The organism is Streptomyces sp. NPDC046335, from assembly GCF_055587985.1.
This window is the reverse complement of record NZ_JBVJFF010000018.1, coordinates 151381-167257: the sequence shown is the minus strand read 5'-3', so window position 1 is coordinate 167257 and position 15877 is coordinate 151381. Positions and strand designations below refer to the sequence as shown.

Here is a 15877-nt window from a genome sequence, read left to right as displayed (position 1 = left end):
AACCGTCATGAGAACTCCAGGAAGGCCGTTTCGCCGGGCCCTTGGAGACGGATGTCGAAGCGGTACGTGCGATCCGGCCCGGCCTCTGCGATGAGCGTGGCACGCCGCTGCCCGTCCAGGGCGGACAGGAGCGCGTCGCCCGGCTCGTCCACCAGGTACGCCCGCGTATACAGGTGATGCAGCAGCCCCCGCGCGAACACGGCGAGCGAGATGTATGAGACGCCTCCCGGCGGCAGCGTCCGTACCGCCCAGTGGCCGTCCGCGTCGGTCGGCACCCGGCCGAAGCCGGTGAACGCGACACCGTCACGCCCGACGACCCGCCCGGTGACGGGGTCGTGCCGCAGCGATCCCGGCGCGCCCGACCGGGAGCCGTCCGGTCCGGGCTGCCAGGTCTCGATCAGGGCGTCGGGCACCGGCTGCCCCGCGCCGTCGTACACGTACCCGTGCAGCGTGATGGTCTCCGGGTGCCCCGCGGGCGCGACGTCGCCGCCGCCGGGGAAGGGCAGCGCGTAGCCGTAGAAGGGGCCGATGGTCTGGGAGGGCGTGGGGGCGCTGGCGGACGCGGCGGACGGCGTCGTCGGCGGGGAGGTCATCAGCGGGGGTCGCCTTCCTCGAAGAGGGTCGCACAGGGGCCGTCAAGGACGATGTCCCAGCGGTGGCCGAGCGACCACTCGGGGACGGACAGGTCGTGGTCGTAGGCGCAGACGAGGCGCTCCCGCGCGGCTGGGTCGGTCACCGAGCGCAGGACCGGGTCGTAGGGGAAGAGCGGGTCACCCGGGAAGTACATCTGAGTGACGAGGCGCTGTGTGAACGCCGTGCCGAAGAGCGAGAAGTGGATGTGCGCGGGCCGCCAGGCGTTGACGTGGTTGCGCCACGGGTAGGCGCCCGGCTTGACGGTCGTGAAGGAGTACCGGCCCTCGTCGTCGGTCAGACACCGGCCGAAGCCCGTGAAGTTCGGGTCGAGCGGCGCCGGATGCTGGTCGAGCTGGTGCGCGTAGCGCCCCGAGGCGTTGGCCTGCCAGAGCTCGACGAGCTGGCCGCGCACGGGGCGCCCGGCGCGGTCGAGGACCCGGCCGCCGACGGTGATCCGCTCGCCGAGCGGTTCGCCCGGGTGCTGCCGCGTCAGGTCGCGGTCCAGGGCGGTCACATCGGTGACGCCGAACGCGGGACCGCTCAGCTCCACCGCCTCGGGGTCCCGCAGCGGCACCAGCGGCTGCTTCGGGTGGCGGAAGTGGCTGCTGCGGTAGGGCGGGTAGTCACGGGGCGGATGGTGCGCCCCCGGCACCGAAGCGGCCTGCGCCTTGGCGACCTCGGCGTCTATCGCGCCCTGGGTGAGCCCCTCGGGGAGGGGCTGGGGGGTGGAGGTGGTCATCGTCATCTCGTACGGCTCCATGAGGCGTGGCGGAGGAGGTGCGGATCAGCGTTCGAGAACCAGGGCCGGGCCCTGGGCGTCGACGACGCGGACGTCACGCGGGCTCATGACGGGACTCCGTCCGGGACGTGGACGTGGGCGGCGGTCCGCGAGGTCAGTTCGTCGACCGGGACGGACGGGGCCAGTTCGACGAGCCGCAGCCCCTGCTCGGTGACGTCGAGGACGCCGAGGTCGGTGATGATGCGGTCGACGCAGCCCTTGCCGGTGAGCGGCAGCGCGCACTCATCGAGGATCTTCGGGGAGCCGCCCTTGGCGGTGTGGGTCATGACGACGATGACGTTGCGGGCGCCGTGCACCAGGTCCATCGCCCCGCCGATCCCGGTGATCATCTTGCCGGGCACGGCCCAGTTGGCGAGGTCCCCGCGCGCGGAGACCTGCATCGCGCCGAGCACGGCCACGTCGATGTGGCCGCCGCGGATCATCCCGAAGGAGAGCGCGGAGTCGAAGTAGGAGGCGCCGGGCAGCACGGTCACGGTCTCCTTGCCCGCGTTGATCAGATCCGGGTCGACCTCGGACTCGTCCGGGTAGGGCCCCACTCCGAGGATGCCGTTCTCCGACTCCAGGACGACGTGCACGTCCGGCGGGAGGTGGTTGGGGATGAGCGTCGGCAGTCCGATGCCGAGGTTGACGTACTGGCCGTCCCTCAGCTCGCGCGCGGCGCGGGCGGCCATCTGCTCACGGGTCCAGGACATCAGCCGCTCACCGTCCGCTTCTCGATCCGCTTGTCCGCCGCCTGCTCCGGGGTGAGCGCGACGACGCGCTGCACGAAGATGCCGGGCAGATGCACCGCGTCCGGGTCGATCCCGCCGGGCTCGACCAGCTCCTCCACCTCCGCGACGGTGACGCGGCCCGCCATCGCCGCCAGGGGGTTGAAGTTGCGGGCCGCCTTGTGGAAGGTGAGGTTGCCGTGCCGGTCGCCCCGGGCGGCGCGGACCAGCGCGAAGTCGGTGCGGATGCCGTGCTCCAGGACGTACTCGGCGCCGTCGAACTCCCGTGTCTCCTTGGCCGGGGACGCCAGCGCGACGCCGCCCTCGCCGTCATAGCGCCACGGCAGACCGCCCTCGGCGACCTGGGTGCCCACTCCGGCCGGGGTGTAGAACGCGGGGATGCCCGCGCCACCCGCCCGCAGCCGTTCGGCGAGCGTGCCCTGCGGGATCATCTCGACCTCCAGTTCGCCGCCGAGGTACTGCCGGGCGAACTCCTTGTTGGCCCCGATGTAGGAGCCGGTGACGCGGGCGATGCGGCCCGCCGCAAGGAGCACCGCGAGGCCCGAGTCCATGGCCCCGCAGTTGTTGGACACCACCCGCAGGTCCGAGACCCCGGCGGCGTGCAGCGCCCGTATCAGTTCGTTCGGCACGCCGCTGAGGCCGAAGCCGCCGACGGCGAACGACGCCCCGTCGCGGGCGTCGGCCACCGCTTCGGCGGCCGTGGCCACCACCTTGTCCATCCGCGCGGCCCCTCTCTTCCGGCCCCGGTCAATCAGGAAATTAATCAGGGCACTGACTATTTCGGTGAGGATAGGAGAGCGCGAACTCCCTGACAAGAGGGGAGACGTCCCGCCGGATGTACGGGTATCGTTCAGTGCACCGATGAATACGGACGCACCGATGCATACGGACGCGGAAGCGGAGGACCCCATGGCCGCGGTGGATCTCGCCACCCACCCCGGGCACCTGGCCCGGCGCCTGCAACAGGCGCACTACCTCCTGTGGAACACGATGGTCTCCGAGGAGATCACCTCGCCGCAGTTCGCGGTGCTCAACGCCCTCGTCGCCGAGCCCGGCCTCGACCAGCGCACCGTGGGGGAGCGGGTGGGCCTCGACCGCTCCACCATCGCCGAGGTCATCAGCCGGCTGATCCGCCGCGAGCTGCTCGACAAGGTCCGCGACCCGCAGGACGGCCGCCGCTATCTGCTGCGGCTCACCGACGACGGCAGGCGCACGCACGCCAGGCTGACCGTGCGCACGGCCCGGATGAACCAGGTGTTCCTGGGCCCGCTCTCCGCCGACGAGCAGGCCGTCTTCTTCGACCTGATCCGCCGCGTCGCGGACGCGGCGGAGGACCTGCGCCACCCCGGAGAGCCCCTGGCGAAGGCCTGAGCGGCGCTCACGCCTTCGCGTACACGACCCATACCTGGCCCTTGGCGAACGGCAGCGGTTTGCCGCCGGGCGTCGTGAACCGCGTGCCCTGCCCGGCCGACGGACGCTCCCAGCGCGCTTCGTAGCCACGCCCGTCCCGCAGGACGCGCGCCTTGCCCTCGCCCACCGTCTCGGTGAACGGGGAGACGCTGCCCGAGCGGTCGTGGAAGCGGGAAGGACGCACCTTCACGTACTGCACGACCACCGTGGAAGGGCGCAGCTCCTCGCCGTCGGACGTACGCGCCCGTGTCCCGTCCATGGCCACGCGCCAGCGCCCCTCGTACTCCACCCAGTCGAACGCGAAGCGCGCCGCGGGGAACCGCACCGTCCGCCGGGTCTCCGGTGTACCGCCCGAGGGACGGGGGCCGAACCGGAACCCGGTGCTCTCCAGCGCCCCCGCCCGCGCGTCGGTGTCCAGGGCCTTCGGCCGTACGAAGAGGTTGTGCGGCGCGGCCCTGCCGCCACCCCGGTAGTAGGCGCCACCGGGCGCCTTGCCCGGCGGCAGGGCCCGCAGGGGCGAGCCGTCGATCAGCGGCAGGAGCTTCGACTGCGCCCCGGAGAAGGCGAGTACGGGACGGTCGAACTGCCGCAGGAGTTCGAGGTCGGTCTCGCGCGCGCTGCGCACCGGGCCGACCACGGCGGGCAGCTCGGAGGCGAACACCGCCATCAGCCGGGTGAGCCCGGCCTCCACCTGCTCCACGTAGATGACGTCGGCCGCGTCGATGCCGGTCTGCGGGCGCGCCGCGCCTACGTTGTCGATCTTCACGGCGAGCACGGAGCCGCCGCTTCCACGGGCACCCGGAGCCCCGTTCCCGTCGGTCTGCACCGTGCACCCGACGGCCAGGGCGACGAGCGCCACCGCCCCGGCCCCTGCCCGCGTCCGCGCCAACCGTCTCATGCGTACGTCTTACCCCATGCGGTGCCGGTCTCAGCCCAGATCGAGAGCGTTGCGCAGACCCAGCCGGTGGCGGGTGCGGTCGTGGCGCTTGGCGAGCTCGATCGCCGGGGGCCGGAACAGCGGCGTCACCGTGCACGGCTTCTGGTCCGAACCGGACTGCCGCAGCAGGGCGTTGACGGCCTGGCGGGCCGCGGCGTTGGCGCCCTCCATCGTCGCGAGGTCGATGTCGACGGAGACGTAGTCGCCGGCGAGGAAGAGGTTCGGGATCTTCGTCGCCGCCGAGGGGCGGTTGTGGAAGGTGCCGACGGGGTGGATGAGGAGTTCGTCCTCGTTGGTGGGGTGCGGTGTGCCGAGGCCGTCGACGCCCGGGTCGAGGAACCACGAGTGCAGCTTGCCGTCGCTCAGCACCGTCCTGCCCGTCTCGTTCAGCGCGGCCTTGAGCTGTGCCCACACCTCCTTGGCGACCTCGTCCCCGGTGCACTGCTTGGCCGTCTTGCCGTAGAGCATGCCCGGCTTGTCCCACTCGGAGATGTCCACCGACAGGCACTCGACCGCGACGCCGTCGCCGTAGTCGGCGGCGAAGTCACGGCCCGGCCAGTGGCCCGCCTGCGCGATGCCGGTCAGCGACCAGGGCGAGTCGATGCAGTTGAAGTGGCCCTTCACCACCGGCGGTCGCTCGGTCAGATAGAACTGGATGCCGGTCATCCAGTCCGTCTGAAGCTTGTCGCAGCGCGCGAGCTGCGGGTCCGCCGCCTTCAGGGCGGCGCCCCACGTCCTGCGCGCGTGCTCCACCGGCATGGCCTGGACGTAGTGGTCGGCGGTGACGTCACGCCGTACGCCGTCCGGGTCCTCGATGACGGCCTTGGTGATCCGGCCGCCGCCGAACCCCAGCTCGCGCACGGTCCAGCCGATCCGGAACCGCACACCGAGGGACTCCAGAAGCGCCACCCACGGATCGATCCAGGCCTCGTTCGTGGGGGCGTTGAGCAGCCGGTCCGGCGGGCCGTCCGCGCCCTGGCCGAGCGCGTTGAGGACGAAGGCCTCGCCGAGCGTGCCGACGGTGCGGGTGCTCGCCACCTCGGCCTTGGTCGCCACGATGTTGCGGGTGATGCCGACCGCCAGGATGCGCTGGTAGTCCTTCGACATCCGCTCGGCCCGCACGAAGTCCCACCAGGGTGTCGACTCCCAGTCGTCGTCCCGGCGCTCGTCGCAGCTCGTGAGGAAGACCAGGGCGCGGTTCACGAAGTACGCGATCTCGTGGCCCGGCAGATGGAAGGCCGTGTCGAGCAGGGCGGTCAGGGCCCGCGCGATGTCGTCCAGGGTGAGCCGCTCGGGCTCGGAACCCGGCCACGGAATCGGCATCCGCAGATCCTCGCGGCCTGTGCGCGCGAACGACATCTCGCGCGGGGCGACGAGGTTGTCCCAGACGCCGTGGGCGTTCCCGGGGAAGGGGATGCGCCGCATGGTGTCCGGAAGGTTGTGATAGATCCCGGGAATGAAGCGGAAGCCGTGCTCGCCCGGCAGCGGCTTCCGCCCGCCCTTCGCGCTGTCCGGCACGTCCATGCTGCGGGCCTTGCCGCCGAGCGCCCTGCGTTCGTAGACCGTGACGTCGAAGCCGCGCTCGGCCAGTTCATGGGCGGCCGTGAGCCCCGCGACCCCGCCGCCCAGCACGGCCACGGACTGCTTCGCCTCCGCGGCGCCCGCCTTCGCCCTCGCGGGCACCGCGCCGGGCCCCACGCCCAGAGCCGCGGCCCCGCCGACCGCCGCGGCCCCCGCGACGAACCCCCGCCTCGTGCTTCCCCCGGCACCGCTGTGCCCCATGCCCCGTCCCCCTTACCGTCGGTAACTGGCGTGTCAGGCGGTGGAGCATACGGTCGCGCCCGACGGGGTGGAAGGCACGGGCGTGCGTGATCGCACATTGGCGTGATTACGGTGCCGGGGGTGGCCGCGGGGCTCGAAGCGGCCGGTGGGCTCAGCGGTGGCTCTCGGGGCCGCCGAGCACATCCGCGAGGGAGTAGGAGACCGGCTCCTCCAACTGGGCGTACGTGCAGCTCTCCGCGTCGCGGTCGGGGCGCCAGGCGCGGAACCTCGCCGTGTGGCGGAAGCGCTGCCCGTTCTCCATGTGGTCGTACGCGACCTCGCAGACCCGCTCCGGGCGCAGCGGCACCCACGACAGGTCCTTCTTCCCCGTCCAGCGGCTCGGCGCCCCCGGCATCCGCGCCTGCTCGTGGGCCGCCTCATCGCCCCAGGCCGCCCAGGGATGGTCCCCGGCGGACTCCATCCGCAGCGGCTCCAGCTCGTCGATCAGTTCGGCCCGCCGCACCATGGAGAACGCGGCGGCCACGCCCACGTGCTGGAGGGTGCCGGCGTCGTCGTACAGGCCGAGAAGGAGCGAGCCGACGACGGGCCCGCTCTTGTGGAAGCGGTAACCGGCGACCACGCAGTCCGCCGTGCGCTCATGCTTGATCTTGAACATGGAGCGTTCGTTCTGGCGGTAGCGCAGGTCGAGCGGCTTGGCGATGACACCGTCCAGGCCCGCGCCCTCGAACTGGTCGAACCAGCGCCGCGCCACGTCGATGTCCGTGGTCGCCGGCGCCACGTGGACCGGCGGCGTCACCCCGTCAAGCGCCTCGACGAGGCGGGCACGGCGGTCTGCCATCCGGGTGTCGAGCAGGCCCTCGTCCCCCAGCGCCAGCATGTCGAAGGCGACGAAGGAGGCGGGCGTGCGCTCGGCGAGCGTCGCGACGCGCGAGGCCGCCGGGTGGATGCGTTCGCTGAGCGCGTCGAAGTCGAGGTGCCCGTCCCGCGCGATCACGACCTCGCCGTCCAGCACGCAGCGCGCGGGCAGCCGCTCCCGCAGCGCCGCCACCAGCTCGGGGAAGTAACGGGTCAGCGGCTTCCCCGTCCGGCTGCCGACCTCCAGCTCGTCCCCGTCCCGGAACACGATGGCGCGGAACCCGTCCCACTTGGCCTCGTACTGCATGCCCGGCGGAATCTTCGCCACGGGCTTGGCGAGCATGGGCTTCACGGGCGGCATCACCGGCAGATCCATGGTCCAAACGTACGAGGGGTTCACCCATACCGCCCGGTGTGCGGTGAATGTCCGCCCCGCTTAGCGTGGCCCCATGGGTGAAGCGAAGGGCAAGAGCCCGGCCGTGGAGATCGACACCGGGGAGCGGAAAGTGCGGCTCTCCAGTCCCGATCGCGTCGTCTTCGCCGAGCGCGGGTTCACCAAGCTGGACGTCGCCCGGTACTTCGTGGCCGTCGGCCCCGGCATCCTCCGCGCGCTGCGGAACCGGCCCACGACCTTGCAGCGTTACCCGGAGGGGGCGGCCGGGGAGTTCTTCTACCAGAAGCGGGTCCCCAAGAATCACCCCGAGTGGATTCCCACCGCCACCATCGCCTTCCCCAGCGGCCGTACCGCCGACGAGATGTGCCCCACGGAGCTGGCCGCCGTCATCTGGGCCGTCCAGTACAACGCCCTCACCTTCCACCCCTGGCCGGTCCGGCGCGGCGACCTCGACCACCCCGACGAACTCCGCATCGACCTCGACCCGCAGCCCGGCACCGACTACGCCGACGCGGTGCGGGCCGCGCATGAACTGCGTGCCGTCCTCGATGAGTTCGGCGGACTCGAGGGCCGGCCCAAGACCTCCGGCGGGCGAGGGCTGCACGTCTTCGTGCCGATCGAGCCGCGCTGGACCTTCACGCAGGTACGGCGCGCCGCCATCGCCGTCGGGCGGGAGCTGGAGCGCCGGATGCCGGACGCGGTCACCACCGCCTGGTGGAAGGAGGAGCGCGGGGCGAAGATCTTCGTGGACTACAACCAGACGGCCAGGGACCGCACCATCGCCTCCGCCTACTCGGTCCGCGCCCGCCCGCACGCCCCGGTATCGGCGCCGCTGCGGTGGGAGGAGGTCGAGGACGCCCGCCCCGAGGACTTCGACATCGCCACCATGCCGGCGCGGTTCGCCGAGGTCGGCGACGTCCACGCCGGCATGGACGACCAGGCTTACACGCTCGACGCCCTGCTCGACCTGGCCAACAAGGACGAGCGCGAGCACGGCCTCGGCGATCTCCCGTATCCGCCGGAGTACCCGAAGATGCCGGGCGAACCGAAGCGGGTACAGCCGAGCCGGGCCAGACACGAGGACTGACCCGGCCGGTGCTCACCGCGGGGGGCTCAGCCCCGAGAAGGCGGCGGCCACCACGCGACGCTCAGTCCGTGAAGCGGGTCAGGGCCCCGCCGAGCGACTCGAAGCCCTTCACGCTCGGGCCCCACGCCTTGCCGTCCCACCACTTGTGGTGCAGCGCGGAGTCCGTGCCGCGCACGAACACGTCGATCCGGTTCTGCTCCCAGGCGACCGCGTTCGGCGAGCTCGTGCAGACGCCGCCGAGCGACTCGAAGCCCTTCACGCTCGGCCCCCACGCCTTGCCGTCCCACCATTTGTGGTGGAGCGCGGAGTCGGTGCCGATGACGAAGAGGTCCAGGCGGTCGGCGCCCCAGGAGACGGCGGCGGGCGTGCCCGCGCAGACGCCGCCGAGGGATTCCCAGCCCTTCAGGCTCGGGCCCCACGTCTTGCCGTCCCACCATTTGTGGTGGAGCGCGGAGTCCGTGCCGATCACGAAGAGATCCAGCCTGTTCTGGCCCCAGGAGACGGCGACAGGCTCACTCATGCAGACGCCGCCGAGGGATTCCCAGCCCTTGATGCTGGGGCCCCACGCGTTACCGTCCCACCACTTGTGGTGGAGCGCGGAATCCGTACCGACCACGAAGAGATCGAGCCGGTTCGCGCCCCAGGACACCGCTTTCGGCTTGCTCATGGAAATCCCGCCGAGGGATTCCCAGCCCTTGACGCTCGGGCCCCACGCGCTTCCGTTCCACCATTTGTGGTACGTCGCCGAATCGGTGCCGGTCACGAAGAGATCGAGCCGGTCGGGGCCCCAGGAAATCGCTTCCGGCGCGCCGGCGCACGTTCCGCCGAGGGATTCCCAGTCCTTGACGCCGGGGCCCCACGCGTTGCCGTTCCACCACTTGTGGAACAGCGCCGAGTCCGTGCCCACGGCGAAGATGTCCAGCCGGTCGTGCGCCCACGCGAGCGCCGTCGGCGGGCTCTTGCAGACGCCGCCGAGCGACTCCCAGCCCTTGATGTCAGGACCCCACGCCTTGCCGTCCCACCACTTGTGGAAGAGCGCGGAGTCGGTGCCGATGCCGAAGACGTCGAGACGGTCCGACTCCCACGACACCACGGGCCCCGAGGCGGGCGAAGGCCCGTACATCGCGTGCACGGCGGCGACGTCGTCCGTGCTGAGACCGCTCCGCTGGCCGATGGTGACGCCCTGCACGGTCGGCACGATCGTGTCCTGGCCATTGCTGGAGAAGGCGCTCCGCGGATAGTGCATGATCGAGGCGTAGTCGTACGGACCCACGTCGTCGCCGTCCGTGATGTGCTGGTCGAAGTTGTGCTCGAAGCCCTGCGTGATGTTGGCCCAGACGATCGTGATGAACTGGTCGCGGTCCTCACGGCTCTGCTCGTGCCACAGACCGATCGCGTGCCCGATCTCATGGATGCAGTTGCCCGTCGAGCAGCCGGCGGCCAGCGTGAGGTTCTGCGCCCCGCCCTGCCGGCCCACGAACGACGAGCAGCCGCCGCCCGGCACGAAGCGCACGAAGTCGGGGAACTGCGCCTGGTTCGCCGGAGTGCGCCGCACGAAGCGCATCCGGGTGCGGGACTGCCAGTGCGCGATCGCGTCGGTCACGCGCTGCTGGTTCGGCAGGCCGCCGTCGATCTCGAAGGGCACGAGCGCGTTCGGCCAGCGGAACTGTTTCCCGGAAATGATGACCGCCGACTGCGGCGCCTTTCCCTCCGACTCCGCCTGCAATTCAACGGTACGGCGCTCGACTTCCGCGACCGTCCCGAGCACGATGTCGCCCTCGAATACAGCGAGGCCGTCGATGTCCACGTACTGCACCGGTTTTGTCTGGAAGCTGATGCCGTCGATCAGCCCTGTTTTCTTGTCCCGGGAGGAGCGGAACTCCCCGTGTCCCTCACCCGCAACTCGCGACTCGGAAGCAGCCATCCGGTCTCTCCCCTCGGTCCCGGTCTTTCCGCCCCGCCGTAAAGGGCGCTATTTTGCGGAAAATAGTGGGGTACGACACGACCAACAAGGGATGGGCGAGCGTATGCGGAACGTAGAAATCGCTGTCCGTATCGCGCCGGGCACACTTCCGCCGCGAGGGACCGTGACCCTGCGCGCACAGGTCGAGGAGATCACCGCGGCGGACGCGCCCGCCCGCGTGGTCTCACGCGCGGCCGAGAGCGGCGTCGATCTCACCGCGGCCCCCCGGCTGACGCTGGAGGTCCCGCCGCCGGACCCGCGGGCGCGCTACACCGTCCGCGTCCACGCCGACGTCGACGGCTCCGGCTCGGTGGCCCCGGAGGACTTCGTCTCGGTGCGCGACAACCCGGTGCCGGCCCGCGGCGGCCCCGGCACGGTCGCGGTGGAGGTGAAGCCGGCCGGCTGAACGGGCACGGGGCGGCACCCACCTCGATCGAGCACGACAGCGCCCCGCGCCGAGCGCAACGGCGCCCCCGCCCCGAGCGGGGCGAGGGCGCCGAAGCGGTGCCAGGAACCCCGTGCCTACAGCTCCTTGACCCTGATGTCGCGGTACGAGATCACGTCCGTGACCCCGTGCACCTGGACGCCGACATAGCCGGACGAGTAGCGCCGCCCGTCCGTGCCCGGGTCGTCGCCGCGCGGCGGCGTGAAGGCCTGGCCGCCCGTGTTGTCGAACTCGTTGATCAGGACGCCGTTGCGGTAGACCGAGTAGTGCTGGTCCACCACCCGGACCTCGTAGTCGTTCCACGTGCCCTTCGGGGTGACGCCGGCGCCGGCGAGACCCACCCGGTCGAAGCCGTAGATCGACCCCGTCTTGTACATGTCGCCGTCAGGCCTGTCGAGCGCCTGGATCTCGTGCCCGTACTTGATGGCGACCCACTCCGGACGTGACTCCTCCGGGTGGTCGTGGACCTGCGGGAAGCGCACGAAGACACCGCCGTTGGCGTTGCCGTTGCCCGGGGCGTCGTCCCGCCACTGGAGCTTCAGCGAGAAGTCGCCGTACTTGCGCTCAGGGAACCAGAGCATGCCCATGCCGTCGACGGTGGTGCTGCTGGTGATCGAGCCGTCCTCGTTGAGGCCGAACTTGCCGCCGCCGACCTGCTCCCACTTGTCCAGGGACGCCTGGGTGCCGTCGAAGATCTTGCGGTAGCCGTCCGTCTGGCCCGGCTTGCCGATGCCGGACTCCTTGGCGGCGCGGTTGATCTTGTTGTACTCGCGCTTGTCGATCTCACCGTCCTTCTTGAGCTTGTCGGTGACGGTCTTGACGTGCTTCAGGAAGAGGGCGTGGGACGTCCACTCCTTCTCGTCCTCGATCAGCTCGTTGATGCGGCAGCGGCTGTTGGTGACCCGGTTGGGGATGCCCGTGTCGACGGTGCCGACGATGACCGTCAGCCGCTCGTCGAACTCGGGGCAGTTCGGGGCGGGCACTCCGCCGCCCTGCGCGACCGTGAACGACACGTCCTTGGCCGCCGCGGTGTTGCCCGCCTTGTCGCTCGCCCGGTACGCCACCGTGTGCCGGCCCGCGCGGTCGACGGTGACCGGCGCCTCGTATGCGATATACGGGCCGCCGTCCAGCGAATACTCGACCTTGTCGACGCCCGAGTCGGCGTCGGTCGCGGTGACCGTCACCTTCGCCTTGCCGATGTAGGCGCCGTCGGAGTTCTTGGTCCCTTCGACCTTCGCCGACGTCTCCGGCGGCGTCTTGTCCTGCACCGGCGGGGCGACCACGGTGAACTCGACGGACTTCTCCGCCGCTTGGTTGCCCGCCTTGTCGGCGGCGCGGTAGCGGACCTTGTGGGCGCCCGTCGCGTGCACCATGACCGGGGCGGTGTACGTGGTCCAGGCGCCGTCACCGACCGCGTACTCGATCTTGTTGACACCGGAACCCGTGTCGGACGCCGTCACCGTGACCGTCGCCATCGAGATGTACTGCCCCTGGTCGTTCTTCTCGCCCGTCACCGTGGCCGAGGTCTCCGGGGGCGTCTTGTCGTCCGTGTCCGGTGCGACCACCTTGAAGTCGGTGGACTTCTCGGCCGCGACGTTGCCCGCCTTGTCGGCGGCCCGGTAGCGGATCTTGTGGCTGCCGACCTGGTCGACGACCACGGGCGCGGTGTACGGCTGCCAGGTGCCGTCCGCGCCGACCGCGTACTCGATCTTGTCGACGCCGGAGCCCTCGTCCGTAGCGGTCAGCGCCACCGTCGCCGAACCGACGTAGGCGCCGTCGGCGTTGGTCTGTCCCTCGACCTTCGCGGAGACCTCGGGGGCGGTGGTGTCCTCGCCGCCGCCCTCGGTCACCACCAGGATGCCCTGCATCGACGCGTGGCCCGGGATCGTGCAGTGGTAGCGGTAGCGGCCCGGGGAGAGCGTGACCTCGGCGGTGTGCTTGCCGCCCTGGTCGTCGTCGGGGTTGGCGAGGATGTTCAGCGGGACGTCGTTGTTGTACTCCGGGTCGGAGACGTCGAACGTCAGCGTGTGCGGCATGCCGGTCGTGTTGCCGGTCGCCTCGCTGTTCTCGAAGACGATCGTCGTCGGGCCCGCCACGGCCGTCGTGGGCGCCGACTTGTACTTGGCGATGTCGTTGTCGGCGGTCCACGTGAGGGTCTGCGCCTGCGCGGAGCGCCCGGTGTTGTCGGGGCGCGCCACGGCCGCCGTCGAGGTGAGGCCGAGCACCATCAGGAGCGAGGCGAACAGCGCTGTATACAGTCTTCGTTTCTGTGTGGACCGTATGGTCCGCCGGGTCGCAGAACGCATCATCCCGCCTTCCTGGCCAGGTCGTCGGCGGCCGGGGTCGCCGCCTTGCCCTTGTAGGTCACGCGCCACAGCGCCGACTTGGAGTCCGAGGTGAAGAAGCCGCGGCCGTAGTCCAGGACGTACAGCGAACCGTCCGGCGCGAACTTCCAGTCCATGAGGTTCTTGATGCCGTCGTTGCCGATCGGAATGATCTTCTTCAGCGATTCGGCGTGCACCGGGAGGCCGCCGCTGCCGACCGTCTTCGGGTCGGTCACCACGGCGTGCCGGGGCTGGTCGGCGTCGTAGAAGTCACCGACGAACCACTTGCCGTCCCAGTACGAGGGCCACTTGTCGGCGCTCGTGCTCGCCGCGTCGTAGCGGTAGACCGGGCCGTTCATCGTGGCCTGGCCGCCGCCCTTGAGCCACGGCAGGAGCGTCTTCTGCTCCTCCGTCTTGTAGCTCGGCACGCCCTTGGCGTCGCGCGGGTAGTCGACGCCGCCGCCCTGCGGCGAGTACCAGATGTTGTTCGGCTCGGCCGGCGGGATGTTCACCAGGCCGTCGTTGTTCGGTGACTCGTTCTTGAGGTTCTTGCAGTCGTACCAGCCCAGCGGCTTCGTCGGGTCCGGCAGGTTGCGGTCGCGGTAGGGCTGGTTGTTGCCCATGCAGTACGGCCAGCCGCGGTTGGAGGCGTGGGTGATCGCCGCGAACGTGTCGTACTTGGCCGGGCCCCACGTCGTCGACGGCGCGCCGGCGTCCGGGCCGACCCACCCCGCGTACAGCGTGTCGGTCTTCTTGTCGATGGAGATGCGCGCCGGGTTCCTGACGCCCATCACATAGATCTCGCCGCGCGTCTTGCCGCCGCCCTCGTCCGGCTCTTTGCCCGTGAAGAGGTTGCCCTCGGGGAGCGTGTACGTCCCGTCGGCCTCGGGGTGGATGCGCAGGATCTTGCCGTTGAGGTTGTTGGTGTTGCCGGCGGTGCGGCGCGCGTCGGCGAACGAGACACCCTTGAAGTTCGGCTGCGGGTTGTTGCCCGAGTAACCGTCCGAGAACTGCGAGGAGTTGTTGTCACCCGTCGCGATGTAGAGGTTGTTCTTGGAGTCCCAGGCCATCCCGCCGCCCGCGTGGCAGCAGCTGTGGATCTGCACCGGCCACTTCAGCAGCACCTTCTCGCTGCCCATGTCCAGCTTGTCCGTGCTGCGGTCGAGCGTGAACCGGGAGACGTACCGCTCGGCCATGTGCGTCTCACGGTTGATCTTCGAGTGGGGCGTGTAGTGCAGGTACACCCACCCGTTCTGCTCGAACTTCGGGTCGAGCTCGATGCCGAGGAGACCCTCCTCGACCTTGATCAGCTCGTCGCCGCCGCCCTTGTTGCCGAAGACGGTCAGCGCGCCCGCGAGCGTCGACTTCTTGGTCTTGGGGTCGTAGACGTGGATCTCGCCCGTGCCCTTGCCGACGTCGGGGTCGTTCCAGTCGGTGACCACCGGCTGCGAGGAGTCCGCGCCGCCGCGGCCGATGTAGAGAACCTTGCCGTCGGGCGCGGTGACCAGGCCGTGCGGTTCGCCGATCTGGTCGTTCTTGCCCGGCTGGTTGGCCTGGGTGAGGCGCTCCGCCTTGTAGTTGGCGTTGATCGTCGACTGGCAGTCGGCCCGTGCGATGCGGGTGGTCCACAGCAGGGCGCCGCGCAGATGGCCGCGGAAGTCCGTCTCGTCGTACGACGCCGCGGTGCCGCCCATGCCGGTGTAGAAGGAGCGGCCGCCGTCGTAGTCACGGCACCACGACACCGGGTGGTCCCAGCCGTTCTTGCCCGCGCCCGGCTGGTAGGTCGACTCCCGTACGCGGGCGACCGTATGCACGTCCCCCGAGGGGTTCTTCTTCCAGTTCAGCCACCGGTCGGGGCGCTTCCACTCCAGGGGCAGGTCCTTGGTGGCCGGGTTCTCGCGGTCACCGACCTCGACGGTGGCGCGCTGGACGTTGGTGGGGCTCGCGTCCGCCGGACGGGCGCCGATCAGTCCGGTGAACCACGAGGAGTACGGCTCGGCGCGGGCCGCGTCATGGATGCCGAGGAAGCCGCCGCCGGCCTCCATGTACGCCTCCAGGCCCGCCTCCTGCTCGGCGTCAAGGACGTCGCCGCCGCCCGTGAGGAACGCGACGGCGTTGAACCTGCCGAGCTTCTTCTCGTTGGTGAAGACGGACGCGTCGTCCGTCGCCACGATCTTGAACCGCTGGGCCTCGGGGCCCGTGAGCCCGATCTTCTCGATGGCCTCGATGCCGGCGTTGACGACGGGAGACTCGTCGCCGCCCGCCGCCGAACCGTGGAAGACGAGCACCTTGACGTTGGCGCCGCCGGGCGGCGACGGAAGGGACATCGTTGTCACGGGCGGTTCCGGGTACGGCCGCGCGGAGGCGGCCTGCGCCGAGAGCGCCCCGGTGACCATGGCTCCGGAGAGCAGCGCGGCCGCCCAGGCCCGGCGCGAGCGTTTCGGTCTGCGTCGTGCTCTGCCCAATTCTCGTACGGCCAAGGGCCCTTGATGCGGTGAGAGCCGCATGAGTACACCCACC

13 protein-coding genes are annotated in these 15877 nt (G+C 70.6%); 3 read left to right on the top strand and 10 right to left on the bottom strand.

Annotated features, from left to right (window positions below; genetic code table 11):
* Positions 1-5: 5 nt before the first annotated feature.
* The 4 genes from pcaG to ACZ6JY_RS35825 all read right to left on the bottom strand — a co-directional run bounded on the left by pcaG (position 6) and on the right by ACZ6JY_RS35825 (position 2879).
* The gene (gene pcaG / locus ACZ6JY_RS35840; protein ID WP_469202882.1) at positions 6-593 is read right to left on the bottom strand and encodes a protocatechuate 3,4-dioxygenase subunit alpha; all 588 of its coding nucleotides are present in this window, start codon (positions 591-593) and stop codon (positions 6-8) included.
* Entirely contained in the window at positions 593-1378 is a 786-nt protein-coding gene (pcaH, locus tag ACZ6JY_RS35835; RefSeq protein WP_469202881.1) for a protocatechuate 3,4-dioxygenase subunit beta, read from the bottom strand. The genes pcaG and pcaH overlap by 1 nt, the downstream gene beginning before the upstream one ends.
* Before the next feature lie 98 nt (positions 1379-1476).
* Complete coding sequence (locus ACZ6JY_RS35830; RefSeq protein ID WP_469202879.1) at positions 1477-2124, bottom strand: CoA transferase subunit B; 648 nt, start codon at positions 2122-2124, stop codon at positions 1477-1479.
* Positions 2124-2879, bottom strand: a complete 756-nt coding sequence (locus ACZ6JY_RS35825) for a CoA transferase subunit A (RefSeq protein ID WP_469202877.1) — start codon at positions 2877-2879, stop codon at positions 2124-2126. The genes ACZ6JY_RS35830 and ACZ6JY_RS35825 overlap by 1 nt, the downstream gene beginning before the upstream one ends.
* A gap of 190 nt (positions 2880-3069) precedes the next feature.
* Here ACZ6JY_RS35825 and ACZ6JY_RS35820 point away from each other — a divergent pair, with 190 nt between their 5' ends.
* On the top strand, positions 3070-3531 hold the full coding sequence (locus ACZ6JY_RS35820; RefSeq protein WP_469202943.1) for a MarR family winged helix-turn-helix transcriptional regulator: 462 nt from the start codon (positions 3070-3072) through the stop codon (positions 3529-3531).
* 7 nt (positions 3532-3538) lie between these two features.
* Here the strand turns inward: ACZ6JY_RS35820 and ACZ6JY_RS35815 are convergent, their stop codons facing one another.
* From ACZ6JY_RS35815 to ACZ6JY_RS35805, 3 genes are all read right to left on the bottom strand, one after another.
* A complete protein-coding gene (locus ACZ6JY_RS35815; protein ID WP_469202875.1) occupies positions 3539-4468 on the bottom strand; it encodes a DUF3048 domain-containing protein in 930 nt (309 codons plus the stop codon).
* 30 nt (positions 4469-4498) lie between these two features.
* Positions 4499-6289, bottom strand: a complete 1791-nt coding sequence (locus ACZ6JY_RS35810; RefSeq protein ID WP_469202873.1) for a hydroxysqualene dehydroxylase — start codon at positions 6287-6289, stop codon at positions 4499-4501.
* Between the two features lie 151 nt (positions 6290-6440).
* Entirely contained in the window at positions 6441-7520 is a 1080-nt protein-coding gene (locus ACZ6JY_RS35805) for an ATP-dependent DNA ligase (protein WP_469202871.1), read from the bottom strand.
* Positions 7521-7593: 73 nt separating this feature from the next.
* On the opposite strand from ACZ6JY_RS35805, the gene ligD reads away from it, so the two are divergent.
* Complete coding sequence (ligD, locus tag ACZ6JY_RS35800) at positions 7594-8625, top strand: non-homologous end-joining DNA ligase (protein ID WP_469202869.1); 1032 nt, start codon at positions 7594-7596, stop codon at positions 8623-8625.
* Positions 8626-8686: 61 nt separating this feature from the next.
* On the opposite strand, the gene legP is transcribed toward ligD, so the two are convergent.
* Positions 8687-10549 carry a Dot/Icm T4SS effector Zinc-dependent metalloprotease LegP gene (gene legP, locus ACZ6JY_RS35795; protein WP_469202867.1) on the bottom strand — a complete coding sequence of 621 codons (1863 nt, stop codon included), beginning with the start codon at positions 10547-10549 and terminating at the stop codon, positions 8687-8689.
* 103 nt (positions 10550-10652) lie between these two features.
* On the opposite strand from legP, the gene ACZ6JY_RS35790 reads away from it, so the two are divergent.
* Positions 10653-10994 (top strand): hypothetical protein, encoded by a 342-nt coding sequence (locus ACZ6JY_RS35790; protein ID WP_469202865.1) that lies wholly within the window; start codon positions 10653-10655, stop codon positions 10992-10994.
* A gap of 116 nt (positions 10995-11110) precedes the next feature.
* On the opposite strand, the gene ACZ6JY_RS35785 is transcribed toward ACZ6JY_RS35790, so the two are convergent.
* Entirely contained in the window at positions 11111-13339 is a 2229-nt protein-coding gene (locus ACZ6JY_RS35785; RefSeq protein WP_469202863.1) for an OmpL47-type beta-barrel domain-containing protein, read from the bottom strand.
* Positions 13339-15864: a ThuA domain-containing protein gene (locus tag ACZ6JY_RS35780; RefSeq protein WP_469202861.1), complete on the bottom strand. Its 2526-nt coding sequence runs from the start codon at positions 15862-15864 to the stop codon at positions 13339-13341. The genes ACZ6JY_RS35785 and ACZ6JY_RS35780 overlap by 1 nt, the downstream gene beginning before the upstream one ends.
* Between the last annotated feature and the right edge of the window lie 13 nt (positions 15865-15877).

Bases quoted from the DNA above. Each gene is read 5' to 3' on its own strand.
- pcaG (WP_469202882.1), bottom strand. From the start codon at position 593: ATGACCTCCCCGCCGACGACGCCGTCCGCCGCGTCCGCCAGCGCCCCC.
- pcaH (WP_469202881.1), bottom strand. From the start codon at position 1,378: ATGACGATGACCACCTCCACCCCCCAGCCCCTCCCCGAGGGGCTCACC.
- ACZ6JY_RS35830 (WP_469202879.1), bottom strand. From the start codon at position 2,124: ATGTCCTGGACCCGTGAGCAGATGGCCGCCCGCGCCGCGCGCGAGCTG.
- ACZ6JY_RS35825 (WP_469202877.1), bottom strand. From the start codon at position 2,879: ATGGACAAGGTGGTGGCCACGGCCGCCGAAGCGGTGGCCGACGCCCGC.
- ACZ6JY_RS35820 (WP_469202943.1), top strand. From the start codon at position 3,070: ATGGCCGCGGTGGATCTCGCCACCCACCCCGGGCACCTGGCCCGGCGC.
- ACZ6JY_RS35815 (WP_469202875.1), bottom strand. From the start codon at position 4,468: ATGAGACGGTTGGCGCGGACGCGGGCAGGGGCCGGGGCGGTGGCGCTC.
- ACZ6JY_RS35810 (WP_469202873.1), bottom strand. From the start codon at position 6,289: ATGGGGCACAGCGGTGCCGGGGGAAGCACGAGGCGGGGGTTCGTCGCG.
- ACZ6JY_RS35805 (WP_469202871.1), bottom strand. From the start codon at position 7,520: ATGGATCTGCCGGTGATGCCGCCCGTGAAGCCCATGCTCGCCAAGCCC.
- ligD (WP_469202869.1), top strand. From the start codon at position 7,594: ATGGGTGAAGCGAAGGGCAAGAGCCCGGCCGTGGAGATCGACACCGGG.
- legP (WP_469202867.1), bottom strand. From the start codon at position 10,549: ATGGCTGCTTCCGAGTCGCGAGTTGCGGGTGAGGGACACGGGGAGTTC.
- ACZ6JY_RS35790 (WP_469202865.1), top strand. From the start codon at position 10,653: ATGCGGAACGTAGAAATCGCTGTCCGTATCGCGCCGGGCACACTTCCG.
- ACZ6JY_RS35785 (WP_469202863.1), bottom strand. From the start codon at position 13,339: ATGCGTTCTGCGACCCGGCGGACCATACGGTCCACACAGAAACGAAGA.
- ACZ6JY_RS35780 (WP_469202861.1), bottom strand. From the start codon at position 15,864: ATGCGGCTCTCACCGCATCAAGGGCCCTTGGCCGTACGAGAATTGGGC.